The sequence below is a fragment of the Epilithonimonas sp. genome (assembly GCF_036780765.1).
In the GTDB taxonomy this organism is placed as follows: Bacteria; Bacteroidota; Bacteroidia; order Flavobacteriales; family Weeksellaceae; genus Epilithonimonas.
On the sequence record NZ_DAIQCG010000008.1, the window covers coordinates 1 to 25399 of the forward strand.

At 34.7% G+C, this 25399-nt stretch carries 25 protein-coding genes; 11 read left to right on the plus strand and 14 right to left on the minus strand.

Translation table 11 applies throughout. The features are described from left to right. Positions 1-54 precede the first annotated feature (54 nt). From rpsO to thrA, 4 genes are all read right to left on the minus strand, one after another. Complete coding sequence (gene rpsO, locus V7P73_RS11725) at positions 55-324, minus strand: 30S ribosomal protein S15 (RefSeq protein WP_123280631.1); 270 nt, start codon at positions 322-324, stop codon at positions 55-57. An 85-nt stretch (positions 325-409) separates the two neighbouring features. Then, on the minus strand, positions 410-1738 hold the full coding sequence (gene thrC / locus V7P73_RS11730) for a threonine synthase (RefSeq protein WP_333853914.1): 1329 nt from the start codon (positions 1736-1738) through the stop codon (positions 410-412). Between the two features lie 72 nt (positions 1739-1810). Then, positions 1811-2737, minus strand: coding sequence for a homoserine kinase (locus V7P73_RS11735; protein WP_333853916.1), 927 nt, complete (start codon positions 2735-2737; stop codon positions 1811-1813). An 89-nt stretch (positions 2738-2826) separates the two neighbouring features. Then, a complete protein-coding gene (gene thrA / locus V7P73_RS11740) occupies positions 2827-5271 on the minus strand; it encodes a bifunctional aspartate kinase/homoserine dehydrogenase I (protein ID WP_333853918.1) in 2445 nt (814 codons plus the stop codon). A gap of 580 nt (positions 5272-5851) precedes the next feature. Here thrA and V7P73_RS11745 point away from each other — a divergent pair. The 7 genes from V7P73_RS11745 (at position 5852) to V7P73_RS11775 (ending at position 11624) form a co-directional block, all read left to right on the plus strand. Beyond that, positions 5852-6193, plus strand: a complete 342-nt coding sequence (locus V7P73_RS11745) for a PadR family transcriptional regulator (RefSeq protein WP_312082234.1) — start codon at positions 5852-5854, stop codon at positions 6191-6193. Between the two features lie 4 nt (positions 6194-6197). Continuing rightward, complete coding sequence (locus tag V7P73_RS11750; protein ID WP_333853920.1) at positions 6198-7919, plus strand: PspC domain-containing protein; 1722 nt, start codon at positions 6198-6200, stop codon at positions 7917-7919. A 94-nt stretch (positions 7920-8013) separates the two neighbouring features. After that, the gene (locus tag V7P73_RS11755) at positions 8014-8844 is read left to right on the plus strand and encodes a GLPGLI family protein (protein ID WP_333853922.1); all 831 of its coding nucleotides are present in this window, start codon (positions 8014-8016) and stop codon (positions 8842-8844) included. 256 nt (positions 8845-9100) lie between these two features. Beyond that, positions 9101-9673 (plus strand): 1-acyl-sn-glycerol-3-phosphate acyltransferase, encoded by a 573-nt coding sequence (locus V7P73_RS11760; protein ID WP_333853924.1) that lies wholly within the window; start codon positions 9101-9103, stop codon positions 9671-9673. 69 nt (positions 9674-9742) lie between these two features. Beyond that, the gene (locus V7P73_RS11765; RefSeq protein WP_333853926.1) at positions 9743-10174 is read left to right on the plus strand and encodes a PaaI family thioesterase; all 432 of its coding nucleotides are present in this window, start codon (positions 9743-9745) and stop codon (positions 10172-10174) included. A gap of 17 nt (positions 10175-10191) precedes the next feature. Next, positions 10192-11169 carry a chorismate-binding protein gene (locus tag V7P73_RS11770; protein WP_333853928.1) on the plus strand — a complete coding sequence of 326 codons (978 nt, stop codon included), beginning with the start codon at positions 10192-10194 and terminating at the stop codon, positions 11167-11169. Positions 11170-11300: 131 nt separating this feature from the next. Continuing rightward, positions 11301-11624, plus strand: a complete 324-nt coding sequence (locus tag V7P73_RS11775) for a DUF6804 family protein (protein WP_333853930.1) — start codon at positions 11301-11303, stop codon at positions 11622-11624. A 15-nt stretch (positions 11625-11639) separates the two neighbouring features. Here V7P73_RS11775 and V7P73_RS11780 read toward each other — a convergent pair whose 3' ends face one another. The 10 genes from V7P73_RS11780 to dnaG form a co-directional block, all read right to left on the minus strand. Then, positions 11640-12218 carry a hypothetical protein gene (locus tag V7P73_RS11780; protein WP_333853931.1) on the minus strand — a complete coding sequence of 193 codons (579 nt, stop codon included), beginning with the start codon at positions 12216-12218 and terminating at the stop codon, positions 11640-11642. A gap of 43 nt (positions 12219-12261) precedes the next feature. After that, the gene (locus V7P73_RS11785; RefSeq protein WP_333853933.1) at positions 12262-13596 is read right to left on the minus strand and encodes an MFS transporter; all 1335 of its coding nucleotides are present in this window, start codon (positions 13594-13596) and stop codon (positions 12262-12264) included. A 22-nt stretch (positions 13597-13618) separates the two neighbouring features. Then, positions 13619-14218: a bifunctional nuclease family protein gene (locus V7P73_RS11790; protein ID WP_313100411.1), complete on the minus strand. Its 600-nt coding sequence runs from the start codon at positions 14216-14218 to the stop codon at positions 13619-13621. 278 nt (positions 14219-14496) lie between these two features. After that, a complete protein-coding gene (locus V7P73_RS11795) occupies positions 14497-15444 on the minus strand; it encodes an electron transfer flavoprotein subunit alpha/FixB family protein (protein WP_333853934.1) in 948 nt (315 codons plus the stop codon). 24 nt (positions 15445-15468) lie between these two features. Next, positions 15469-16215, minus strand: a complete 747-nt coding sequence (locus V7P73_RS11800; RefSeq protein WP_312750453.1) for an electron transfer flavoprotein subunit beta/FixA family protein — start codon at positions 16213-16215, stop codon at positions 15469-15471. A 219-nt stretch (positions 16216-16434) separates the two neighbouring features. Further along, a complete protein-coding gene (locus V7P73_RS11805; RefSeq protein ID WP_333853937.1) occupies positions 16435-17136 on the minus strand; it encodes an SDR family oxidoreductase in 702 nt (233 codons plus the stop codon). Positions 17137-17190: 54 nt separating this feature from the next. Further along, positions 17191-18573: a dipeptidase gene (locus tag V7P73_RS11810; protein WP_333853939.1), complete on the minus strand. Its 1383-nt coding sequence runs from the start codon at positions 18571-18573 to the stop codon at positions 17191-17193. Positions 18574-18783: 210 nt separating this feature from the next. Beyond that, entirely contained in the window at positions 18784-19041 is a 258-nt protein-coding gene (locus V7P73_RS11815) for a hypothetical protein (protein WP_333853940.1), read from the minus strand. Between the two features lie 351 nt (positions 19042-19392). Next, entirely contained in the window at positions 19393-20070 is a 678-nt protein-coding gene (gene clpP / locus V7P73_RS11820; RefSeq protein ID WP_027382678.1) for an ATP-dependent Clp endopeptidase proteolytic subunit ClpP, read from the minus strand. Between the two features lie 72 nt (positions 20071-20142). After that, positions 20143-22068, minus strand: coding sequence for a DNA primase (gene dnaG, locus V7P73_RS11825; RefSeq protein ID WP_333853943.1), 1926 nt, complete (start codon positions 22066-22068; stop codon positions 20143-20145). 79 nt (positions 22069-22147) lie between these two features. On the opposite strand from dnaG, the gene tsaE reads away from it, so the two are divergent. The 4 genes from tsaE to V7P73_RS11845 all read left to right on the plus strand — a co-directional run bounded on the left by tsaE (position 22148) and on the right by V7P73_RS11845 (position 25394). Continuing rightward, the gene (gene tsaE, locus V7P73_RS11830; RefSeq protein WP_333853945.1) at positions 22148-22555 is read left to right on the plus strand and encodes a tRNA (adenosine(37)-N6)-threonylcarbamoyltransferase complex ATPase subunit type 1 TsaE; all 408 of its coding nucleotides are present in this window, start codon (positions 22148-22150) and stop codon (positions 22553-22555) included. A gap of 57 nt (positions 22556-22612) precedes the next feature. Next, a complete protein-coding gene (locus V7P73_RS11835; protein WP_333853947.1) occupies positions 22613-23809 on the plus strand; it encodes an alanine dehydrogenase in 1197 nt (398 codons plus the stop codon). Between the two features lie 9 nt (positions 23810-23818). After that, on the plus strand, positions 23819-24190 hold the full coding sequence (locus V7P73_RS11840; RefSeq protein ID WP_333853949.1) for a hypothetical protein: 372 nt from the start codon (positions 23819-23821) through the stop codon (positions 24188-24190). Between the two features lie 358 nt (positions 24191-24548). Continuing rightward, positions 24549-25394 (plus strand): prephenate dehydrogenase, encoded by an 846-nt coding sequence (locus V7P73_RS11845; RefSeq protein WP_333853951.1) that lies wholly within the window; start codon positions 24549-24551, stop codon positions 25392-25394. Positions 25395-25399 lie beyond the last annotated feature (5 nt).

Sequence of the window (25399 nt, forward strand, 5' to 3'; positions counted from 1 at the left end):
AATAAAAAAGCAACCCAAAACTGAGTTGCTTTAATTTTTTGCGTGAGCTTAGGATTACTTTCTGATTCCTAGTTCAGCTATGATTGCTCTATATCTGTTGATATCTTTTTTCTTCAAATAATCTAAAAGAGCTTTTCTTTTACCTACTAACTTTACAAGAGATCTTTCTGTGTTGAAATCTTTGTGGTTAGCTTTCAAGTGCTGAGTAAGGTGGTTGATTCTAAAAGTGAATAGAGCAACCTGTCCTTCAGCGCTTCCTGTGTCTTGTGCAGATTTACCGTGCTTTGCGAAAATTTCTGCTTTTTTTTCTGTTGTTAAATACATTCCAATATTGTTTAATGATTATTATGTAATTCGGGTGCAAAGATAGGAATATTTTCCGGATTAGAAACTGTAAATCAAAAAATTATCACCTCTCCTCTATCAGATAGTTTTTCACGGCTTCAAAATCAACTGGAAACTCTACAGATTTCTTTTCTTTTTTATTAAAAGCTTCCAATTTTTCAGGAATTTCAACTTTATCTTTCAGAACATCTTCCACCACTTCTACAAACTTTGCGGGATGAGCAGTTTCCAACAAAACACCAATAAAATCCCCACCTTCTTTGTCACTTTTGTCATCCTGAGCGGAGTCGAAGGACTGTCGAAGAGTTTGCAATCCAAGATAAGCAACAGCTCCGTGTGGGTCAAGCGTATAATCAAATTTATTCTTAATTTCTCGCATTGCATTTTTAGTTTCTTCATCTGAGAAAGAATAAGCTTCAATCTCTTTTTTGAATTCCGAAACATCATTATTGAATAAGCTTTTCATCCTTTCAAAATTACTTGGATTCCCAACATCCATTGCATTACTAATTGTTTGTTTGGAAGGTTTTGATTCATAATTACCCGTTTGTAAAAACTTCGGAACAACATCATTTTCGTTAGTCGAAGCTACAAAGTGATGAATTGGCAATCCCATTTTCTTAGCAAAAAGTCCGGCTGTTAAGTTTCCAAAATTTCCACTTGGAACCGAGAAAACAATCGGTTTTCCTAATTTCTGTAATTGTGCAAAAGCCCAAAAATAATAGAATGATTGAGGAATTAATCTCGCAATATTAATACTATTGGCTGATGTTAAAGTAAATTTCTGATTCAGTTCTTCATCAGATAAGATTTGTTTTGCAAGAGCCTGACAATCATCAAAAGTTCCGTCGATTTCCAAAGCTTTGATATTTCCGCCCCAAGTTGTCAATTGTTTTTCCTGCAACGGACTCACTTTTCCCTTTGGATAAAGAATATAAACTTCAATTCCCGGAACTCCGAAAAATCCTGAAGAAACCGCACTTCCTGTATCGCCGGAAGTTGCTGCAATCACTTTCATTGGTTTTCCTTCCGAGAAATAGGACATCATTCTCGCCATAAATCTCGCACCGACATCTTTGAAAGCCATAGTTGGACCGTGGAATAATTCTAATGAATAAATATCCTCTGAGATTTTGACTGTTGGAATTTCAAAATTCAAAACCTCATCAATGATTTCTTTTAAGTTTTCATCAGAAATGGATTCGCCAAGAAATTCTTTTGCTACTATAAATCCAATTTCTTGTAATGTTAGATTTGGTAAATTTTCAAAAAACTCAGCTTCTAACTGTGGAATATATTCTGGCATAAAAAGTCCGCCGTCATCCGCCAAACCTTTTAGAATGGCTGTTTTTATATTAGTTTCTTCTTGTTGTCTTGTTGATATGTATCGCATTATAATTGATAAATGATGATTGATAAATGATGATTGAAAATCTTCTGACTTCGGTCTTCCTGCTTCCGACTTTTAAACAACTCTCGCTCCTTCGTCGTTAATTTTCGTCACAAACGCTTCGCTTTCTATATTTTTTTGATTGAGTAATTCTTTGATTTTGAATGAAATTTCTTCCGCAATTTCTTCCTTTTCACATAATGCAAAAACCGATGGACCAGAACCGGAAATCCCAAAACCAATTGCACCATTATCCAAAGCCAATTGTTTCATCTCATAAAAATATGGAATCAACATCGCACGAACAGGCTCTATAATGACATCTTCCATACTTCGACTTACCAAATCCAAATCGTTGGTGCAAAATCCAGCGACCAAACCTGCGACATTTCCCCATTGCTGAACCGCAGATTTCAGGCTGATTCTTTCCTTAATGATTTTCCTCGCCTCACCTGTCGGAACATCTACGTGCGGATGAACGGAAACCACTGATAAATCTTTTGGGTAAGGCAGTTTGAGTGCATCTAAAGGTTCATAACTTCTTACCAAAACCAAACCGCCCAAAAGCGCCGGTGCAACGTTATCTGCGTGTGCATTTCCGCAGGCAATTCTCTCGCCTTCCATCGCCAATGGTAACAATTCTTGTTTTGTGTAGGGTTTTCCCATCAGCTCATTGATTGCAACCAAAGCAGCAACGCTACTCGCCGCACTAGAACCCATTCCGCTGTTGAGCGGCATTTTTTTATAAAGTTCAATATCAATTCCTTGATTGGAGTTGATTTTTTCCAGAAATAATCGGATAACGTGCGAAACAACATTCTTATTCGGGTCTTTCGGAAGTTTACCGTTATCGCCTTCGATTTTTGTAATGATGATTTGATTAGAATCGTTCTTTTTCAAGATAATTTCATCGCCGGGTTCTTCTATCGCAAAACCGAGAACATCGTAACCGCAAACGACATTAGCAACTGTAGCTGGAGCAAAAACTTTTATAGAATCCATTTTTAATAATTGATAAATGATGATTGATAAATGATTTTATTAAAACGATGAATTGCAATCAACTATCAATTATCGTTTATCTTTTATGATTATTGCGCTGTAACTCTTACCAAATCTGCAAAAACACCTGCAGCTGTAACTTCTGCACCTGCGCCAGGACCTTTTACAACTAACGGCGTATTTTTATACCTTGAAGTCGTGAACGAAATGATATTATCACTTCCCGACAATCCGAAAAATGGATGATTAGCATCTACAATCTGAACTTCGATGTTAATTTTTCCGTCTTCAAGAACACCGATTAATCTCAGTTTTCTTCCAGAATTTTCTGCTTCATTTTTGAATGATGAAAAGTAAGGTTCGTGTTTTTCCAGTTCTTCATAAAAGGCAGGAATTGATTCAGCTTTGAGGCAAGCTTCCGGAAGGAAATCTTTGATATTAACATTTGACATTTCCAACGGCAATCCAATCTCTCTTGCCAGAATCAGCATCTTTCTGGAGAAATCCATTCCATTCAAATCATCTCTCGGATCCGGCTCTGTGTAACCTAATTCTTGCGCCGTTTTCACGACTTCGGCAAAGGTTTTATCGCCAACGTAATTATTAAAAATATAAGAAATTGTTCCCGATAAAATGGCTTCGATTTTCAGAATTTCGTCACCTGAAATCCAAAGGTCATTTAAAGTTTTAATGATAGGAAGTCCGGCTCCAACATTAGTCTCATATAAGAAACTCACATTGTTCTTTTTCGCCAGTCTTTTGAATTTACTGTATTGCTCATAAGACGAAGAGTTTCCTTTTTTGTTGCAAGTTACAATCGAGATATTATTATTGAATAACAACGGATATTCTGCAACAACGTCCTCACTAGAAGTATTATCAACAAAAACTAAATTAGGTAAATTTTTACTTGAAACAAGACTTATAAATTCTTTTAAATCTGATTTTTGTAAATTATTATTAAAGTTATTATTTAAGTCAAAATCAGATTCAGGGTTGTCAAAAATTTTCATTTCCCGACTGTTGGTAATTCCTACAACATTGATTTTAATCTGATGATTTTCTTCAAGATTTTTCTGTTCTCTTTCCAACTGACGGAACAATTCTTTCCCGATATTTCCGGTTCCAGCGAACATCACATTGAAGGTTTTAACTGGTGAAAGCAACAGCGAATCGTGAACGACATTAAGCGCTTTTGAAAGTTCATTTCTTTCAATTACTGCAGAAATATTAAGTTCCGATGAACCTTGAGCAATGGCGATAATATTGATTCCGTTTTTGCCCAAAGCACTGAAAAACCGTCCGCTGATTCCTCTGGTTTTTTTCATATTCTCGCCTACGACAGAAAGAATACTTAGCTCATTATCGAACTGCGGTTCATCAATTTTATTGGCATTAATTTCGAAATCAAATTCTTCATAGATTGCTTTTTTCGCTTTTTTCTCATCATCAAAAGAAACTACAAACGAAATACTGTGTTCAGAACTTGCCTGCGTAATGAGAATTACATTGACTTCATATTTAGCTAAAGCATTGAATAACCTTCCACTGAAACCTTTCATTCCAATCATTCCGTTTCCGGTAATATTAATCAAACAAGTTTTCTCGATAGAAACAATTCCTTTGATTAAACCTTTTGAAATTTCAGATTTTTGATGAATCAAAGTTCCTAGATTTTCCGGTTTGAAAGTATTTTTGATGTAAATCGGAATCTGACTTTCAATAGCAGGAATCATTGTTGGCGGATAAATCACTTTTGCCCCGAAATATGACATTTCCATCGCTTCCTGATAACTCAATTCGGATTGAGAAAATGCATTCTTTACTAATCTTGGGTCAGCTGTTAGGAAACCGTCAACGTCTGTCCAAATCTGGATTTCATCAGCTTTTAAGCCTGAACCTAAAATGGCTGCGGTATAATCTGAACCTCCTCTTCCTAAAGTTGTTGTATCATCATTTTTATCTTTGGCGATAAAACCTGTTACAACATAGATTTGATTTTCCAGTTTCCAGTTTTTGAGATTTTCATTGGTGCTTTTAGAATCGACATTGGCGTTTCCGAAGTGAGAATCTGTTGAAATCAATTCTCTTGAATCTTGGAAAACTACTGGAAAGTTTTCGGATTGAAGGAAAGCAGAAACAATTTTGCTTGACATCTGTTCTCCGTAAGAAAGCAGTCTATCCTTGATTCTGTCTGATAATTCGCCCAAATTTTTAACACTGAATAAGATATCTTCAATCTCATTGAAACTCACTTTCACCATCATCAACAATGGATTCTGAACTGTTCTTGGCAATAGTTCTGAGATAATCTGATAATGCTTTTCTTCCGCCGTTTTGAGTATTTCTGAGAAATCATTTTGCTTCAAAGCTTCTTCTGATGCTGATAAAAGAGCGTTGGTGATTCCTGATAAAGCGGAACAGACAACTATTAAAGGTTCATTTTTATTAAATTCTTTTTCTACAATTAGCTTTACATTCTGTAATGCTTCCACACTTCCAACCGAAGTTCCACCGAATTTTAAAATTTTCATTATTTATTTTTTACTTTTTTTACAATTTCCATTAACAGATCACTCCTACGGAGTTCTCATTTTTGCACTAATATCTTTCTATTATCAGCATTCTTCACTGGAGCTTTTTTAATTAGTATATTTTAATTTTTCAAAACAAAAAGCCTTTCTGCAATCAGAAAGGCTTTTGTTAATTATTTATATTTCGCAATATCACAAACACACCTTTCTGCAACTACTAATTGTAGTTGTTGTAGAAATCGTTGTTGTTGTGAATATTGAAATCATTGTCTTGTAAAATCTTTAACGAAATTATGAAAACTTTTTTCATTCGCAAATTTTATTTGGATTTATTTGAAATTAATTTAAAAATCAGCCACTTCCTTTAATTCAGCAATTTTAACTTAAAAAATAAACATAAATTTTAATACTGATAATCAACACCTTAAATAATTATTTTAAAAATATTTACTACTTTGTATTGCATAATACCATTCTATTTATATATCTTTGCAATGTAAAGTTAGAGAAGCAGATTCGAAGTTCACTAAAAATGATGACACCAGACTTTACCTCAATCGATTAAAACCAAACAATTAATATGAATACCGAGAACACAAAAGCGCAAATGCGTAAAGGGATTCTGGAATTCTGTATTTTGAGCCTGATTCAGCAACGTGAAATGTATGTTTCTGACCTGATAGAATCTCTCAAAAAAGGAAAACTGGATGTGGTGGAAGGAACTCTTTATCCTCTACTCACAAGATTGAAAAACGGCGAATTTCTGGCTTACAGATGGGAAGAATCTACAAGCGGACCGCCAAGAAAGTATTATCAGATCACTGAAAAAGGAAGTCTCTTCTTAAAAGAATTGCAAGCAACCTGGCAGGAACTGACAGACTCTGTAAACCAAATCACATCAAACTCTCACTCTCAAAACTAATATTATGAACAAGACATTATCTATAGCACTCGCAGGGTTCTCTTTTATGATAGACGAACACGCTTATATCAAGCTTAGCGATTATCTGACTGCTCTGAGAAATTCTCTGGACGTTCAGGAAGCAGATGAAGTAATGCACGATATTGAAATCCGAATGGTCGAGATTTTCAAAGAAACTCTTGCCAAAAGAGAAGTAATTAACGATTCTGATGTAGAAAAAGTAATTGCACAGATCGGAACACCTGAACAGATCGATGAGCAGGAAGAAGCTTATTTTTCTGAAGGCAAACAAAATAAATCAAAAGCTTCTGCTGGTTATGGTAGTTATAGCAGCAATACACAGAAGCAATTGTTCCGCGATCCTGAGAGACAAAAAATTGCCGGAGTTTGTGCAGGCTTAGCCGCTTACTTCGGAATGGATATCACTTGGATGAGACTAATTTGGGTAGGTGCTTTTTTATTCCTTTGGGTTGCTCCTGGTTCATCTTTCTTAGTTGTAATACTTTACTTCATTCTGTGGGCTGTTTTACCAAAAGCGGAATCAGCGTCTGATTTTCTGAAAATGAAAGGAAAACCTTTAAACTTCGATAACTTAAAGGAAGAGTCCAGCAAAATAGTGCAGTTTGCCAATGAGACAACTACAAGAGCAGGAGAAATCTATAACGAGAATCGTCCAAAAATCGGTTCTGCAGGAGATTCTTTCTTGAAAGTTCTGAAGTATTGTCTTGCTATTTTGCTAGCGTTGATGGCAGCAGGATGCTTCATCGGATTGTTCGCAATGATGTTTGCTTACGGTTCCGATAAGTTCGGGATGAATGACAACCTTGGATTTTATCTGGAAGAAAACAATCTCGGTTACCTTTTATTAGGAATAGCAGCATTACCGGTAGTGATCATAGGAGTAGGCGCATTATTGTTATCCATCAAATTATTCTCTCCAAAGACTAAATTCAATTACGTAGGACCGGCTTTGGGTACATTAGGGATTATCTGGATCATATTGATTGCAATTCTTGCTGCAAGTGCTTCCAGACTCAACTTCCGATATACCGGAGACAATGAAGACTATGAGAATGTATCCATCACAGCTCCAAATGACACCATTTATCTTGACAGTAAGAAAATACAAATCCCTGAGAACTTCAAACCTTATGTCAATAACATCTATTCAGACAAGATAAAGATCTTCAAAAGAGATTATCCAAGTGTTGAAATTACAAGAAAAGATGACATCAAAACGCCTTATTTAATTATTAAAAAAGAAGCGGACGGTTATAACCAGCCTATGAAAATGAAAGTTCCTGTAGATGTTGTCGGAAACAGAATTTTCCTTCCAAATTACTACGAGATCCCATACGAATACAGATTCAGAGATTACAGATTGGATTATGAGATAGTGGTTCCATCTAAAATGAAGATCATTAACGAAAAAGAATATGAAGTAAGCACTCGTGGAGATGATGACGATGACGACAATGATGCAGTTGATAATAACCATCACGGAATCTCTGTTGAAGAAAATAAAATCAAAATCAACGGAACAACTATCGAGTACAATTCTGATGAAAGCGACTCTGTTAAAATCAATGGTAAAAATTACTCCAAAGATTCTGCAGATGTAGTTTTGGAAAGAATGAAATTGGATGAGCAGGTTAAGAAAAGCATCAAAGACCTGAACATCAATATCAAAGACGGAAAGAAAGAAATTTCTATCAAAACTAAATAAATTGAGAGTGGATTAGTTGAAAAGCGGGTCAAATGTCTTCGGACTTCCGCTTTTCTCCTAGTTCTCTAATCAAAGCCATCACAAAATATTAACTATGAAAACTTATATTATTCTACTTTTGATATTCCTCAACACTCTATCAAAAGCACAAACACATCGTTTTGTTTATCAATTTGATTACAAACCAGATTCAACTTCCGCTAATAAAAGACATACCAATATGGTTTTGGATGTTAATCCGGATGAAATCAAATTCTATGAATTCGGACATTTGAAAAATGATTCAATCAATAAAAGTGGAGGCAGAAGTTACAGTTGGAGCGGCGTTCCTGCTTTGAAACGTAAAAAAAACTCATCCGAAAACATCAATTATGAGATGATGAGAGATTATATGGCTTACACAACCATTGATAAGATGGATTGGAAATTGGAAAACGAAACCAAAACTTCCGGACAATACACTCTACAGAAAGCAACTACAAATTTCGGAGGAAGACATTGGACAGCTTGGTTCTGCAAAGATTTGAATATCTCAGAAGGACCTTACAAATTCCGAGGATTGCCAGGTTTGATTTTCGAGTTGAATGATGACAAAGACAATTTTAACTTCAAACTTGTGAAAAGCACCAAATTGCCAACGACTTATGAGACGTTTGATTTCCTAGAAAATTTTGGAAACAAAAAATCATTAACCGTTCCAATAGCTAAGTTCAAAAAAATGCAGTTAGATTTCTTTAATGATCCTTTAAGCGAAATGAAAGAGAAATTTGACAAAATAGAACCAGGAACTTTCCGAGTAGCAGGTGTTGAGGTTAGAAGTAAAGATCAATTCAAAGACCTAACAAAAAAGGTACAGGAACACATTTTAAAAACCTATAATCCTTTAGATTTGACTAATGCTATAAACTATCCGGTTTTAAATTAAAAAATTAATAAAATTTTAGCTTTTTAATTTAAAAAAATAACGAAATTATTATTAAATTTGTTCAAGAAATAAACTTCTAATCACAAAAACAACAAAAAATGATTCAATTAGTACTAGAAATCGCAATCAAGTTAGTTGATTTTATCAGCAACTTATTTTAGACAGACAAAGAATATCCAGATATTTCTTAAGAATAAACATATTTTGTAAATTTGTAAAGTATAACCTCCATTGGTTATACTTTATTTTTTTGTCTATGAAAAAAATCCTCGCAAAAATCATTCTGAAAATAGTTGGTTGGAAAGTTGTTTTACAAGGCGATGTCAATAATCTTGACAGATGTATTCTTGTTGTAGCACCACACACAGATAACAGCGAATATCTACTGGGAAATCTTGCTTATTGGTCTCTTGGAAAAAAACTGAAAATCATCATCAAAGATGCGCACACAAAAGCTTGGTATGGCGGGATTGTAAAAGCGATTGGTGGGATTGGGATTGACCGTTCACAAAAAAATGATTTGGTCAAATTTGTTGCCAATGAGTTCAAAAAAGATGATTTCAGTTTGGTGATTACACCAGAAGGAACAAGAAGCTGGGTTCCGAAATGGCGAAAAGGATTTTACAATATGGCTTTGGCGGCTAAAGTTCCAATTGTTTTAGCTGGTGGCGATTATAAAAGAAAAACAGTTAATTTGGGTTACATCATTCCGTACGAAAAGTTGGAGACTCATACTTATGAGGAAATTATGCAGGAGATTCAGGATTTCTACATCAAATATGATATCACGCCTAAAAAACCAGAAAACTGGAATCCACAGATATATTAATTCTAATTCCAAAATTTGGAGTCTGAATTATTAACTCTGAATTATCAATTCTAAAACCCAAAACCTGTAATGGACGAAGCTAAAAAAAAAGAAATACTAGACTATCTCAACAAAGCCAGCAAAAATACACTTGGTGAAACTTTAGACATTGTCTATACAGATGTTTCCGATGATTCTTTGACAGCAACAATGCCTGTAACTTCCAAGGTTCATCAGCCTTACGGAATAATGCACGGCGGTGCAAGCTGTGTTTTGGCAGAGACTTTGGGCTCTTGTCTTTCACTAATTAATATTGATACTTCCAAAGTTGTTCCGGTTGGAACTAATATCAACAGTAATCATTTGAGAGCAAAACGAGAAGGCATCGTGACTGGAACAGCAACTTTTATCCGAAAAGGAAATACAATGCATGTTTCTCAAATTGAAATCCGTGATGAAAAAGGAAATCTGGTCAATCACACTACGATGACGAATAATATCGTTCCTGTAGGAAAAGTCTAATTTCATTTTAGAAAACAATGCTCATTTTCAGATTACCCGATTCAGATGTTTTCCATACTTTGGAATCTTCTCAGGAAAAATTGGTTTCATTTGTCAGCTTCGATACCAAAACAGTTTTGGACTTTAAAGGAAGTATCAAAGAAATTTCTGTAGAAGATATTGAGAATCAAAATATTTCTCCAAAAAGTAAAAGCCAACTCATAGAAATAGCAAAAGAAAATCAGGAATCTTATGCTTTGAAGATTTCTCAAGCTAAAGATTTTATTGAGAAAAATGAGCTTAAAAAACTCGTCCTTTCCAGAAGGAAACTATTGATGTATCTCGATATCGATTCCGAAAAAAAATTATCATTAACCAAAAGTTTTCTCAAATTTTGTAACAGCTACCCTTCTGCTTTCTGCTATTTGTTTGAAAAAAACGGAGAAATCTGGATGGGAGGTTTTTCGGAAGTTTTAGGAAAATTCGATAAAAGAAACAATTCTTTTGAAACAATGAGTGTTGCGGGAACGCTTCCACTAGATGAAAACTGGACTGATAAAGAAATCGAAGAACAAAAAGCCGTTACAGAATATATCCAATCTATTCTTAGAAAATTTTCTTCTAATCTGAAGGTATCTTCAACAAAAGATTTAATTTCTGGGAATATCAAACATTTGAAAACTGATTTTTCGGCAGAAATAAGTCCTGAAAGTTTGGATAAAATTATTTCCGAACTTCATCCAACCCCTGCTGTTTGTGGTTTCCCAAAGGAACTTTGTGCACAAGGCATCAAAAGTATTGAGCATTTTAATAGAGAATTATACGCAGGTTACATCAAAGTTGAAACCGAAGATTTCATTTATTACTTCGTAAATCTTAGATGTGCCAGCTTCTTTAAAAATTATGCATTCTTATTCGTTGGTGGCGGGATCACATTAAAAAGTGATGCTCAAAAAGAATGGGACGAAACAGAACTAAAATCTCTGGCGATTCAAAACAATTTGGTTTTTGAATAAAATTCATTTTATTGATTTTAAATTAATTATTCAATTACAATAAAACACTAATATTGATAATTAATCAAAAAATATTTTAAAAAATTAAATTATAAACATTTAATTAGTATTTTTACAACAAATCAATAAATATGAATCAGCTTTTAAAGTTAATTCTGATAGCCGTTCTTATCTTGTGTTTTCTAAAAATGCCTTATTTATTTTACAGACTTTCTGGATATGGATTGTTTGCTGGATTTGGCTGGTTAGCTTATGATGCTTTCCAAAGAAAGGACTCCTTAGATGTTAAAATATTTGTTGTTCTTGCACTACTCTACAATCCTTTTCTTGGAATTCCAATCCCTAACTTTATACAAGTCATTATTAATATCATTGTCATCATAGGAATGATTTTGAATATCCTCTTCTCACAAGAAAATCCTTACGAAGACTACACAAAAAAAGACGACCGCTAAGTCATCTTTTTATTTTTATAATCCTACTTGAATTTTAAAGTCTGAATTAATTCTTATTTTCATTTGAGTTACAACTGGCTCCAACTCTGTTCCTTTTAATTCTAATGCAATAGAAACATCTTTGGACTTCAAATACTCCATCAACTCTTTATCTGCTGTTGGTGTAAAATTAAGCGCAGTTGGACTTACATTATTTACAACAGTAGCAATTTCAGTTTCTGCAAGAGTTGGTGTTTTAATATAGATCTTTGCATCTTGAACTTTATCTAATTTAATAGAATCTGAATTAGAAGAAGAAACAAAATTGACTACAAAACTAGACAACTTAGCTGATTTTACATTATCTATCGTTGCTCCATTAAATTGTGCTCTGATTTTTGCATCCAAATCAAGATTAAGAGGGATTGCTGGATATTTGATAGATTCTGTTGTTACAGCGAAAGGAATTTCAGTTTCAACATCAAACGGAATTGTAATCGGAACCGGAATCGTAATTTCATCTATTGTATCCTCAACTTTGCTGCAGCTATTCATACTACTTAGTCCTACAATTAAAGTAGAAACGGCTAAAGTACTTATGATTATTTTTTTCATTACTTTTATTTACTTAGATTATTATCAAATATTCGCCCAAAAATTAGTGGATGATATTTTTAACATCTTTCGCATTATGTTTATATCTAAAAACAATAGCAAATAAAACCCCAATTATCAAGGCGTAAATCGCGAAGATATACCAACTTATCTCCCAGCCTTTTAATTGTTCAATAATATCAGTTTTAGAAAAGACAAAATGATTAACAACTTCTCCAGCAACTAGCATCCCTAAAGTAGCACCAAAACCATTGGTCATCATCATAAAAACACCTTGTGCACTAGATCTGATCTCAGGTGAGGTTTCTTTATCGACGAATAACGAACCTGAAACATTGAAAAAATCAAATGCAACACCGTAAACAATCATTGATAATATAAACATCCAAACGTTGGAACCTGGATCGCCTAAACCGAAGAGGCCAAATCTCAAAAACCAAGCAAACATAGACATCAACATGACTTTTTTGATTCCGAATTTTTTTAAGAAAAACGGGATTAGAAGAATACAAAGTGTTTCCGAAACCTGCGACAGAGATATTAGCGCATTGGCATTGTTTGCTCCCCAAGTATTTGTATATTCTGGAATATCCTTAAAACTGGTTATAAAAGGATTAGCATAACCATTCGTGATCTGTAGAGAAACTCCTAAGAACATAGAAAAAATAAAGAAAATTGCCATCTTTCTTTCTTTGAACAATGCAAAAGCTTTAAGTCCCAGCGCATCAGAAATTGATTTCTTTTCTTTATTATTACTAATAGAAACATTTGGTAATGTAAAGGAATATAGAAATAAAAGTAATCCCAATATTGCAGAAACAAAAAATTGATTATAGTTATTCTGGAAACTTAAAAAATTCTTATCTCCCGCAAAGCTAATAGAAAACTGTCCATCCAAAGTTCCAGCAAAATTGACAAACAACATTGCACAGATAAAACCAACTGTACCTAGAGTTCTTATCGGTGGAAAAGCCTTAATGGTATCAAAACCATTGCTTACGAGTATGCCATAAGCAGATGAATTGGAAAGCGCAATAGTCGGCATATAGAATGCCACACTTACTGAATATAAAGAGAATAATGTAGAAAAATCAACATTGGAGCCGGAAGTCATTCCATAATAGCCAGCCGCAGCAAGAAAAACAGCAGCAACCAGATGACATATACCTAATAGCTTTTGCGCAGGAATCCATCTGTCCGCAATAATCCCCATTATCGCCGGCATAAAAATAGAAACAATTCCTTGCATCGCATAAAAAAGTCCAATTTTTGAACCTAGTCCTACTGCACCTAGATAATTACCCATAGATGTCAAATAAGCTCCCCAAACTGCAAACTGTAGGAAATTAAGTATAATTAATCGTAATTTTAAATTCATATCTTAAAATGATAATATATATTTATTCTATTTTTTTATTTCTGCGTTTGATTTCTTCCTGTAATCTGAGTGCTGTATCATAATCTTCTTCTTTTACGGCATCATTCAGCAATTGGTTTAGTTCTTCCAAAGAAACTTCGGAGAGATCGTTGAAATCTGTTGAAACTTCTTCCTCTTCTACTTCCATTTTTTGAGTTTCCTCGAGTTCTAATAAAATCCCAGCCTCGTTTAAAACATCTGAAGTTGTATAAATAGGTGCATCAAAACGAACAGCCATTGCAACAGCATCAGAAGTTCTTGCATCCAAAATCAGTTCTTCTTCTGTTAACGGATTTTTGAAATTAATATTGGAGAAGAAAACGCCGTCTTTGATTTGATAAATAATGACAGATTCTAATTTAAAACCTGTATTTTTCACAAACTGAGCGAAAAGATCGTGCGTCAAAGGACGTGGTGGATTGAGATCTTTTTCTAATCCTAACGAAATGGATTGTGCTTCAAAATTCCCGATAACAACTGGTAATTTAACCGATGTTTCTTCATGTTCCAATAACAGCGCATAAGCTCCAGATTGAGTCTGGCTGTAGGAGATTCCTCTAATGATTAATTTTTTATAATCCATTTAGCAAATATAAAATTTTTTGTTAATTTTCATTTAGGATTTGTAGATTTTTCCAACGTTTGCGTTATAAAATCATTATATTTTTGAGCATTTTCTTTTCCGAATCCTTAAAGCGTTGAATTGCAGCAGCCCGACTTGAGCGAAAATCCTTTTTACGCAACGTAGTGGAGTGAAAAGATTGGGAGCGGAAGGCGGAAATAGCTGCCCAAATAATGATACTTATTAAAACAAAAAACCTGAATCATTGACTCAGGTTTTATATTTGATCGAAAATCGGATTAAGCTTTCAATGCTTTGATTTTCTCTGTTAATGCAGGAATAATTTGGAAAGCATCGCCCACTACTCCATAATCTGCAGATTTGAAGAAAGGAGCTTCTGCGTCATTATTAATCACAACTATGGTTTTGGAACTGTTAACTCCTGCCAAATGCTGAATTGCACCGGAAATACCAACGGCAATGTAAAGATTTGGAGAAATTGCTTTTCCAGTTTGTCCAACGTGCTCGTTGTGTCCTCTCCAACCGATATCGGAAACCGGTTTTGAACAAGCTGTTGCGGCGCCAAGAACATTAGCAAGATCTTCGATCATTCCCCAGTTTTCTGGGCCTTTCAAACCTCTTCCCGCAGAAACTACAATTTCTGCTTCTTTAAGGTCTAATTTTCCTGAAGACTGCTCGTGATTAATCACTTTTGTATCTTCGTTTGCAATGCTTAATTCTTTCACTTCTTCTGAACCGGAAGCTGCATTTTCTTTAACACCGAAAGCATTTTGAGAAACTGTTACAATAACGCCAGCTGCATCTGCTTTTGCGTGCATAAAACCTTTTCCGGAGAATGCTCTTCTTTTTACCTGAAACGGTGCAGTGCTTTCTGGAACATCAATCACATTCGTAATCAATGAATAATTTTTCTGAATTGCCAACATTGGCGCTACAGAAGATGCATCTGTTGTATGTGGGAAAACGATGATGTTTCCATCTGCAATTTGGCTAACTGCTTCTGCATAAGCCTTAGCACTGAAGTTTTTAAGACCAGCGTCTTTTACATTCACCACTTTATCTGCTCCATATTTATAAAGCAAATCTGAAGAATCTGTTGGGTTGATAGAAATTGCAGTTACTGAATCTCCAGTTTTTGCTGCGATAGCTTTTGCGTAAGAAACGGCTTCAAATGCTGCTTTTTTGTAAACTCCGTTTATATTTTCTGCGTATACGAATACTGCCATTTTGTTTGATTTAAGGATTAAGAATTAAATTACTTTCGCTTCTTCGTGAAGTAGTCTTACCAACTCGTCTAGGTTATCTGCAGAAACTAATTTCACAGCCGCTCTTGGCGCAACACTGTCAAAAGAAACTGCTTCCACTTTCACTTCAGAATTGGAAGGTTCCACCACCTGAAGAGGTTTTGTTCTGGCAGACATGATACCTCTCATATTCGGGATTATCAAATCTTTTTCATCTACCAAACCTTTTTGTCCTGCAACAACAGCTGGTAGCTTAACCGAAATAGTTTCTTTACCACCTTCGATTTCTCTAACCGCAGTCGCTTCTGAACCATTCACTTCTAATCCAACACTTGCATTAACGAAAGCATAATTCAGTAATTGAGCAACCATTCCTGGAACTGCTCCTCCATTATAATCTATGGATTCTTTTCCTGTTAGAATCAGATCGTAACCGCCATCCTGAGCAACTTTTGCAATTTCTTTTGCTACAGAGAAACTGTCTTTCGCTTCTGTGTTTACTCTTACAGCATCATTTGCTCCGATTGCCAAAGCTTTTCTGATAACTGCTTCTGTACCTGCATCTCCAACATTCAGGACTGTAACGGTTGCCCCTTGAGATTCTTGTAACTTTATAGCTTTTGTTAAAGCAAACTCGTCTAATGGATTAATCACCCACTGAATTCCGTTTTTGTCAAAAGCAGATTTATCTGCTGTAAAATTAATCTTACTTGTAGTGTCTGGTACACTACTGATACAAACTAATATTTTCATCGTATTATTGATATATTTTGTTATATGAATGTCGCTAATTTATATAAAAAATACTATGCATGCATAATTTATTGTTATTTATTAAATAGTTTTCTGAAACGCTTTATTAATAGGGTATTTAGAATCTTTACAAATAATATTTACTATTAAAGTTGTATTAATCGATATAAATTAATGACGATTTCATTGACTGATATCACGAAATTTGAATTAATTAAATTATTTCTTTACCTGACTCGCTCTGAATTCAATTTTACTTGGCAAAACACGAGGATTCATATTCAGCATATCAAGGACAAGATTTCCCATATCTTCCGGCTGGATTTTCCATTCGTCTTTTTCTGATGGAACATTTCCGTTAAAATAAGTAGCTACAGAACCTGGCATTATGGTTGAAACTTTGATATTGTATTTTCTAAGGTCAATCATGGCTGCTTGTGTAAAGCCAATAACGCCAAACTTCGAAGCGTTGTAACCTGAGCCATTTTCAAAGAAATTAGTTCCAGCAAGACTTGCAATTGTAATATAGTAACCTTGAGATTTTTTCAATTCTTCTACCGAAGCTTTTAACGTGTAGAAAGCACCGGTCAAATTGGTTTCCTGCATTGCGTTCCAGTCTTCAATATTTAATTCGTCAACTGGTTTAAAAATCCCTAAGCCTGCATTAGCAATCACAACATCTAAACTTCCGAATCTTTCCACTATTTTGGAAACCGCATTTTCTTCATCTTCAAAATTTCTAACATCAGAACTTATTCCAAAAACACTTTCTGAAATAGTTTTAAGTTCAGAAACGGCTTTATCAAGATCTTCTTGTTTTCTTCCACTGATTGCTACTTTGTGACCATTTTTCAACAATACTTCTGCAATTCCGAAACCGATTCCTTTGGTTCCACCTGTGATATAAATAACTTTCGACATAATTTTTTTGATTTAATATTAATAAAAAAGACAGCCTAAACTGTCTTTACATTTTTATCCTTTTGCATAAAACTCAAAGAAATAAGGAATACTTTCGATTCCTTTATAATAGTTATATAAACCGTAATGTTCATTTGGCGAGTGAATCGCGTCCGAATCCAAACCGAATCCCATTAATACAGATTTAGCTCCAAGAACTTTCTCAAATAAAGATGTGATAGGAATACTTCCACCGCTTCTGTATGGCAAAACTTCTTTTCCAAAGGCTTTTTCCATTGCTTTTTTAGCCGCCAAAAATTCTTTGGTATCGCTTTCTAGAACATAAGGCATTCCACCGTGATGTGGTGTTACTTTTACTTTAACACTTTTTGGAGCAATTTTCTCAAAATATTGAGTGAATTTTTCTGTAATTTCTTCAGGTGTTTGATTTGGAACTAGTCTCATTGAGATTTTAGCAAAAGCTTTAGAAGCAATCACTGTTTTTGCGCCTTCGCCAGTGTAACCGCCCCAGATTCCGTTAACATCCAAAGTTGGTCTGATAGAAGCTCTTTCCAATGTCGTATAACCTTCTTCTCCCTGAATATCATTCAGATCAATTGATTTCTTATAAGCTTCTGGGTCGTCTTTCAGTTTGTTCATTTCCTTTCTGTCTTCGTCGGAAACAATTAGGACGTTGTCATAAAAACCATCAATAGTGATGTGTCCTTTGTCATCAATTAATTCGCCAATCATTTTTGACAAGACATTAATTGGATTCGGAACTGCACCACCGTAAAGTCCAGAATGTAAATCACGGTTTGGACCTTCTACTTCAACCTCAACATAACTTAGACCACGTAAACCTGTTGTAACAGTTGGCTGCTCATTAGAATAAATATGAGTATCTGAAATCAAAATAACATCACAGCTTAATTTTTCTTTATTTTCTTCAAGGAAATCTGCCAAACTTGCCGAACCTACTTCTTCTTCTCCTTCAATCAAAAACTTGACATTACAAGGCAAAGAATCTGTTTTCATCATCGCTTCAAAAGCTTTGACGTGCATAAAGAATTGTCCTTTGTCATCCGCAGAACCTCTTGCGAAAATTGCACCTTCTGGATGAAGTTCAGTAGTTTTAACAATCGGTTCGAAAGGATCGCTTGTCCATAATTCTAAAGGATCAGCAGGCTGAACGTCATAATGACCATAAACCAAAACAGTCGGCAAATTAGCATCAATGATTTTTTCTCCAAAAACGATTGGATAACCTTTTGTTTCAAGTATTTCTACGTTATCTGCTCCGGCAGCTTCAAGATGTTTTGCAACCTCATCTGCACATTTCAGAACTTCTGATTTATAAGCCGGATCTGCACTGATAGAAGCAATTCTAAGGATATCAAATAATTCATCAAGGAATCGCTGCTTGTTTTCTTGGATGTATGTTTGTGTTGTACTCATTTTATATGAATGATATAGTTTATTTTTAAACGCAAAGTCCGCAAAGATTTTTTTAAATTATTGAGGATATTTCTAAGTTCGCAAAGGTGTAAAACTTAGCAAAGAAAATATCGCTCAATATTAAATCTAATTATCTATTTGAGGTTCGTAAAAATAAAAAATGTCCTGCAAACGCAAGACATTTTTTATTATAATATTTTTATAAAATTCTTAGTGATGCTCAGCAGTAGCTTCAGCTGTTGCAGCTGGTTTAGCTTCCGAAGTTACTGTCTTTGCAGAATCTGCTACAACGTGAGAAACAGCTTTTGTAGAATCTGTAGTTGGATGATAAGTTCCGTGAGGCGCGTTTGGATCATCATATCTTACTACTTCATCCGTTTTTTTCAAACGTCCTTTGTTCCCGCCAGCAGGAAGATCACAAGACACAACTAAAATAGCAGAAGCCAACAATATTACAGATTTTTTCATTTTTTATTATTTAACGTGTCAAAAGTAGTGAAATTGAGATTTTCTGCAAAATTATTTTTCAATTTTAGAGTGTTTATAAATTATTTATGAAATCTGAGGAATGTTAAAGGTTCAAATTGATGACAAAACTACTTTTGAAAGACAAAATTTCTATCGTGCGAAGCGCGCCCCGACCTGAGTGGAGCTCTTTTTCTGTTATTGCGATTATACAATAGTACTACAGATTGCTTCACTTCGTTTGGCAATGACAGAAAAAAGCGGGAACGGAGGGCGGATAAAGGCGCCCAAATTATTACAAAAGAAAAAAACCTGACTCTGGTGAATCAGGTTTTGAAAATTATATTTCTGTAATTATTTTTTTCTTTCGAGAACTTCGTCTACCATTCCGAATTCTTTGGCTTCGGTAGAGGTCATCCAGTAATCTCTGTCAGATGCTTTTTCTACCCATTCGTAAGTTTGACCAGAATGGTTAGAAATGATGTCATACAATTCTTTTTTCAACTTCAACATCTCTCTCAAGTTGATTTCCATATCAGAAGCTACACCTTGTGCGCCGCCTGAAGGCTGATGAATCATTACTCTAGAATGCTTAAGAGCAGAACGTTTTCCTTTTTCGCCTGCTACCAAAAGAACTGCGCCCATAGAAGCAGCAATTCCTGTACAGATTGTCGCTACATCTGGCTTGATGATTTGCATCGTGTCATAAATTCCCAATCCTGCATAAACACTTCCTCCAGGAGAGTTGATGTAAATCTGAATATCCTTCGCAGAGTCTGAACTTTCTAAGAACAATAACTGAGCAGTAATGATATTCGCAACCTGATCATCGATTCCTGTTCCAAGGAAAATGATTCTGTCCATCATCAATCTAGAAAAAACGTCCATCTGTGCAACGTTCATTCTTCTTTCCTCCATAATGTAAGGTGTAAGATTGGTAGGGTTGAACATTCCCATATATTGGTCTGTAACAAGACCGTTATTTCCCATATGTTTTACCGAGAAATCTCTGAATTCTTTTTTAATGTCCATATTATATTTGGTTATTTTAAAATCTGTATTGAGTTTGCAATTTCTATTCCTTTGCTAAAGTAGGACTTTCTGTCACAAAATACGAAATAATTCGCTGTCTAATTTGTTTTTGAGTTGAGTCAAGAGAATTATTTTTTGATAAATATGTGTGTTATCTTGTTCATTAGCTGTTGTATTCTTGAGGTCATTGATTAACTTCACAACATATTCTCTTTTATGTCTTAAAACAATATCAGAAACTAATTTTGGAACCACTTCTTCCTCTGAACTGAAATAAATATTGAACTTGTTCCAATTACTTGTATGATAGTTTTCTATGAGTGCATTGGCTAGTTTCCCAGAGATTTCCTCATCCATCATATTGAAGAAAAAATTACCAGATCTTATTTCGTTTTGAAGAATCCCTTCTTTGATTTCGGAAATAATGGTTTTGTGAATGTCCAATTGAATTTCACATTCATCTTCTTCTAAATGATTTAGAATTTCTTCAATGACTGTAATTTTATAATCATTCCCTTCGGAGTCTTTTCTTTCTAAAACAAAATCGCCATATTTTAGCATCAAATCAACCAATTTTTCCTCCTGCAGCACCAATGGATTTACCGAAAAAGTACTTTCCTGAACGATTTCTAATTTTGGAGCAACCTTTTTCTCTTCAAATTTAGGTTTTGATTCCTGCTGTTGTGTAACATTAGTCTGAATCTGAAGTTCATTAAACAAACTTTGTTCGCTGAGTCCAAATTTATTAGAAACTTCTTTCAAATAAACTTCACGTTTCAGAGCATTTTGAACAAACGCAACCGATTTTACAATATCACGGATTGATTCAGCCTTTCTTATTGGATCATTGCCTGCGTCTTTCAGAAGAATTTCGGCTTTGAAATCGATGAAATCTTTCGCTTCTTTATCAATGAAATTTTCCACATATTCCTGTGGATGTTTTCTCGCAAAAGAATCGGGATCATCGCCATCTGGAAAGAGAAGAACACGGATATTCATTCCCTCAGAAAGCAACATATCGATGCTTCGGAAACTCGCTTTAATTCCTGCTTTATCACCATCGAAAAGGATGGTTACATTTTCCGTTAATCTTTTGATGAGTTTGATTTGTTCTGTTGTCAAAGAGGTTCCAGAACTCGCCACAACATTTTCAATTCCAGACTGATGAAGTGAAACCACATCCATATAACCTTCTACCAAAAGGCAAAGATTTTTTCTGGAAATCGCTTGTTTCCCTTGATTTAGACCGTAAAGAACGTTGGATTTATGGTAAATTTCTGTTTCTGGAGAGTTAAGATATTTGGCCGTTTTGACATTATTTTTGAGAATCCTTGCACCAAAACCCAAAACTCGCCCCGAAAAACTATGAATCGGAAAAACTACTCTATCACGGAATCTATCAATCCCTGAAGGCGAATTTTCCGGAAAAATAGATAGTCCTGATTTTTCTAAAATATCTTTGGAATAAGCTTTTTCTAGAGCAAACTCGGTAAAAGCATTTTTCTTTTCAGGAGAATAACCGAGTTGAAATTTCTTGATAATAACATCCCGAAGTTCTCTTTCTTTAAAATACGAATAAGCAATCATTTTGCCTTCTTCCGATTCCCAAAGCTGATTTTGGAAAAAATCATTTGCAATTTCGTGGATTTTATAAAGTAAATCTCGTTCGGTTTGTGACTGCTTTTCTTCTTCAGAATATTCGCGGATATTTTCTTCAATCTCAATACCATACTTTTTCGCGGCGTGGCGAAGTGCTTCGGGATAAGTAAAACTTTCGATTTCCATCAGGAAAGAAATGGCAGTCCCGCCTTTTCCTGTGGAGAAATCTTTCCAAATCTGCTTGCTCGGAGAAACCACAAAACTTGGCGATTTTTCCTCATGAAAAGGACTCAAACCCTTGAAGTTGGAGCCTGCTCTTTTCAGTTGAACATATTCACCAATGATTTCTTCTACACGGATGGTAGAAAATATTTTATCAATCGTCTCTTTCGTAATCACGATGTAAAGGTAATAATTAGTTTTAATTTTTATTCTGAAATAAAATCTGCAGAAACCTTATTTTTGTAAAAAATTTAAGATGCAATTTAGGATTCATCAGCTCGAAGAATGGAAAGATATTGTCAATCAAATCATTCCGACTCTTCAACATAACATTCTTCTTCTCAAAGGAAATCTAGGAGCTGGAAAAACAACTTTTTCTCAATTTTTGCTTAAAGAATTAGGAAGTTCAGACGAAATCTCTTCTCCAACCTACTCTATTGTGAATGAATATGATACACCGAAAGGAAAAGTTTTTCATTTTGATTTGTACAGATTAAAATCTGTGGAAGAAGCTTACGATTTCGGAATTGAGGAGTATCTTGATAATGGTTTTTTGTCAATTATAGAATGGCCAGAAATCTATATGGATGAACTAGAAGGTTACGATTTTCACGAAATGACCATCACTAATACAGAATCCGGAAGAGAAATCGAATTTAATTAACAAATACTGTAATTTGTTTTATCTTTGCCTAATGTTTTTGATTAATGTTTTGATTTTATGAGCAGCACATCAACCATATTTACGCCTTTTTCCGAAGAAGAGCTGATTCCGAAGGAAGAAAAACTGGAAGTGGTCAAAAAAGGAAAAACCTTCAGCATCGGTGTTCCCAAGGAAACTTGCCTGAGCGAAAAAAGAACGTGCATCATTCCAGATGCAGTTCAGATTTTGGTAAATAATGGACACAAGGTCATCATAGAAAGTGGCGCAGGAGAAGGCTCGCACTTTTCGGATATTTTATATTCTGAAGCTGGAGCTGAAATTACAAACGACCCAAAAGTTGCGTTTTCGCAGGACTTAGTTCTTAAAATAAATCCACCAACAGAAGAGGAAATTGATTATCTAAGACCGATGACTTATTTGATTTCGGCTTTACAAATCAACCTTCGTGACAAAGAATATTTCCTGAAATTAGCTTGTAAAAAAGTCAATGCTATTGCTTTCGAATTCATAATGGATGAGTACAAACAATTGTCATTGGTAAGATTAATTGGCGAAATCGCTGGAAGTGTTTCCATACTTTACGCCTCTGAACTTTTGGCAATGTCCAACGGATTGATGCTTGGTGGAATCACTGGTGTTCGCCCTACAGAAGTTGTGATTTTGGGAGCAGGAATTGTTGGAGAATTTGCTACCAAAGCGGCAATTGGACTTGGAGCAAGTGTCAAGGTTTTTGATAATTCATTATCGAAACTTCGAAGACTTCATACTTTGGTGGACAGCCGCGTTCCAACATCTGTCATCGACCCAAAAGAACTGACAAAATCGCTTAGAAGAGCCGATGTTGTTATCGGAGCTTTACCTAGACTTAATCTTCCACCAATCGTTACAGAAGATATGGTGATGAAAATGAAAAAAGGAAGTGTCATCATCGATATCACCATCGATAACGGAAAAGTGATTGAGACTTCTGAACTCACAACAACAGAAAAACCTTTTATTGTAAAACACGACGTTATCCACTGCGGTTTACCGAATTTGACTTCAAGAATGCCGAGAACGACGACGAAAGCTGTAAGCAATTTCTTCCTAAGTTATCTCTTAGGCTATGACGAAGAAGGCGGTTTCGAGAATATGTTGATTCATAAAAACGAAATCAAACAATCTCTTTACATGTACAAGGGAAGACATACGAAACAATTGATTTGCAACAAGTTTGACCTTCCTTATCACGATATCAATCTTTTGATTTTCTAAATTTCATTAATGCTAAAAAAATTAAAATTCTACGCTATCGGTCTGGTTCCAGGCTTGTTAATCGTATTTTTCATACTTAATCAAAAAGGGACAAGTTGTTCTTATTTCCCTAATGACAGAGTAATTGCGGAAACTTTGACCAAAGATTTTACCTATAGTCCAACTTTCAAAACGGAAATGGAACTTAACAAAATCTCAGAACAATTCTTAAAAGACAGCATTATTGCTGGTGGAAAAATTGATTTTGACCGAAGCAAAGCCCAAGAAAAACCTTGTCCAAAATATCTTTTGCTTTATCCAAAAAATAATCCTAGAATCGAGGTTAATTATACTAAATGCAAGGAAAACGCTGAGTTTACTGCCTTGAAAAAATTAAAATAATGGTCTGACAAAATATTCTTCTACCCGATTATCTATTATTTGGTGGGATTTTTGTCCTATTTTTTCTGATTGATACAAAAAGTCTTTGGTTATCTGATATTCAATCCACATTAATTGTTTCGAATCCATAATTTTTTTGAATTTTAGAAAATTAATTTCTATCTTCGTTTTGTGAAAACAATAAACAGAGCATATTATTACGTTATTCAAACCCTGAAGTAGGATTAGGATTCGTATGTACAAATATCAAAACCTCGTCCTGATGACGGGGTTTTTTGTTTTAAATTATTAATAGAAAAATATTATAGATGAAACGCTTTGCTTTCCATCTGACAGAATAATAAATAGGAATTTACAGATGAAAATAGGAATTATAGGAACCGGATTAATTGGAGGTTCCATTGCACTGAAATTAAAAGAAAAAAACTTAACAGACTTTGTTTACGGAATAGACCAAAATGAAGAAAACCTCAACAAAGCTATCGAACTCAATATCATTGATGAAAAAGCAGATTTTGAAGCAGGAATCAAGAATTCAGAATTAATTATCATTTCTATTCCCGTAGATTCTGCCAAGAAAATATTACCTGATGTTTTGGATTTGATTAATGAAAAACAGGTGGTGATGGATGTTGGCTCTACGAAATCCGGAATTGTAGATGCTATCAAAAATCATCCAAACAGAAAACGTTTCGTAGCTTTCCACCCGATGTGGGGAACGGAAAATTCCGGTCCAAAAGCTGCAACCAAAGACAGTTTTACAGGAAAAGCTGCTGTAATTTGCAACAAAGAAGAATCCGACGAAGATGCTTTGGAAATTGTAGAAAAAGCGATTGAAGCTTTGGAAATGCATCCCATTTATATGAATGCTGATGCTCACGATATTCATACAGCTTACATTTCACACATTTCGCATATTACTTCTTACGCATTAGCCAATACAGTTTTAGAAAAAGAACGTGAAGAGGATACAATTTTTCAATTGGCGAGTTCTGGTTTTTCAAGCACCGTTCGTTTGGCAAAATCTCATCCTGAAATGTGGGTTCCGATTTTCCGTCAAAACAAGGAAAATGTTTTGGATGTTTTGAACGAACATATTTCGCAGCTTAGAAAATTCAAATCTGCTTTGGAGAAGGAGAATTTTGATTATCTAGAAGAATTGATTTTGAATGCTAATAAGATTCGGGGGATTTTGGATAAATAGCTTTA

What these genes read in the sequence shown, in the direction of transcription:
- V7P73_RS11755 (WP_333853922.1), top strand. Translation starts at nt 8,014, where the DNA reads ATGAAAACTTATATTATTCTACTTTTGATATTCCTCAACACTCTATCA.
- thrA (WP_333853918.1), bottom strand. Translation starts at nt 5,271, where the DNA reads ATGAAAATTTTAAAATTCGGTGGAACTTCGGTTGGAAGTGTGGAAGCA.
- V7P73_RS11790 (WP_313100411.1), bottom strand. Translation starts at nt 14,218, where the DNA reads ATGGATTATAAAAAATTAATCATTAGAGGAATCTCCTACAGCCAGACT.
- V7P73_RS11750 (WP_333853920.1), top strand. Translation starts at nt 6,198, where the DNA reads ATGAACAAGACATTATCTATAGCACTCGCAGGGTTCTCTTTTATGATA.
- clpP (WP_027382678.1), bottom strand. Translation starts at nt 20,070, where the DNA reads ATGGACATTAAAAAAGAATTCAGAGATTTCTCGGTAAAACATATGGGA.
- V7P73_RS11810 (WP_333853939.1), bottom strand. Translation starts at nt 18,573, where the DNA reads ATGAGTACAACACAAACATACATCCAAGAAAACAAGCAGCGATTCCTT.
- V7P73_RS11805 (WP_333853937.1), bottom strand. Translation starts at nt 17,136, where the DNA reads ATGTCGAAAGTTATTTATATCACAGGTGGAACCAAAGGAATCGGTTTC.
- V7P73_RS11815 (WP_333853940.1), bottom strand. Translation starts at nt 19,041, where the DNA reads ATGAAAAAATCTGTAATATTGTTGGCTTCTGCTATTTTAGTTGTGTCT.
- V7P73_RS11770 (WP_333853928.1), top strand. Translation starts at nt 10,192, where the DNA reads ATGCTCATTTTCAGATTACCCGATTCAGATGTTTTCCATACTTTGGAA.
- V7P73_RS11745 (WP_312082234.1), top strand. Translation starts at nt 5,852, where the DNA reads ATGAATACCGAGAACACAAAAGCGCAAATGCGTAAAGGGATTCTGGAA.
- V7P73_RS11780 (WP_333853931.1), bottom strand. Translation starts at nt 12,218, where the DNA reads ATGAAAAAAATAATCATAAGTACTTTAGCCGTTTCTACTTTAATTGTA.
- V7P73_RS11840 (WP_333853949.1), top strand. Translation starts at nt 23,819, where the DNA reads ATGCTAAAAAAATTAAAATTCTACGCTATCGGTCTGGTTCCAGGCTTG.
- V7P73_RS11845 (WP_333853951.1), top strand. Translation starts at nt 24,549, where the DNA reads ATGAAAATAGGAATTATAGGAACCGGATTAATTGGAGGTTCCATTGCA.
- V7P73_RS11760 (WP_333853924.1), top strand. Translation starts at nt 9,101, where the DNA reads ATGAAAAAAATCCTCGCAAAAATCATTCTGAAAATAGTTGGTTGGAAA.
- V7P73_RS11785 (WP_333853933.1), bottom strand. Translation starts at nt 13,596, where the DNA reads ATGAATTTAAAATTACGATTAATTATACTTAATTTCCTACAGTTTGCA.
- V7P73_RS11835 (WP_333853947.1), top strand. Translation starts at nt 22,613, where the DNA reads ATGAGCAGCACATCAACCATATTTACGCCTTTTTCCGAAGAAGAGCTG.
- V7P73_RS11795 (WP_333853934.1), bottom strand. Translation starts at nt 15,444, where the DNA reads ATGGCAGTATTCGTATACGCAGAAAATATAAACGGAGTTTACAAAAAA.
- V7P73_RS11735 (WP_333853916.1), bottom strand. Translation starts at nt 2,737, where the DNA reads ATGGATTCTATAAAAGTTTTTGCTCCAGCTACAGTTGCTAATGTCGTT.
- rpsO (WP_123280631.1), bottom strand. Translation starts at nt 324, where the DNA reads ATGTATTTAACAACAGAAAAAAAAGCAGAAATTTTCGCAAAGCACGGT.
- V7P73_RS11765 (WP_333853926.1), top strand. Translation starts at nt 9,743, where the DNA reads ATGGACGAAGCTAAAAAAAAAGAAATACTAGACTATCTCAACAAAGCC.
- tsaE (WP_333853945.1), top strand. Translation starts at nt 22,148, where the DNA reads ATGCAATTTAGGATTCATCAGCTCGAAGAATGGAAAGATATTGTCAAT.
- V7P73_RS11775 (WP_333853930.1), top strand. Translation starts at nt 11,301, where the DNA reads ATGAATCAGCTTTTAAAGTTAATTCTGATAGCCGTTCTTATCTTGTGT.
- V7P73_RS11800 (WP_312750453.1), bottom strand. Translation starts at nt 16,215, where the DNA reads ATGAAAATATTAGTTTGTATCAGTAGTGTACCAGACACTACAAGTAAG.
- thrC (WP_333853914.1), bottom strand. Translation starts at nt 1,738, where the DNA reads ATGCGATACATATCAACAAGACAACAAGAAGAAACTAATATAAAAACA.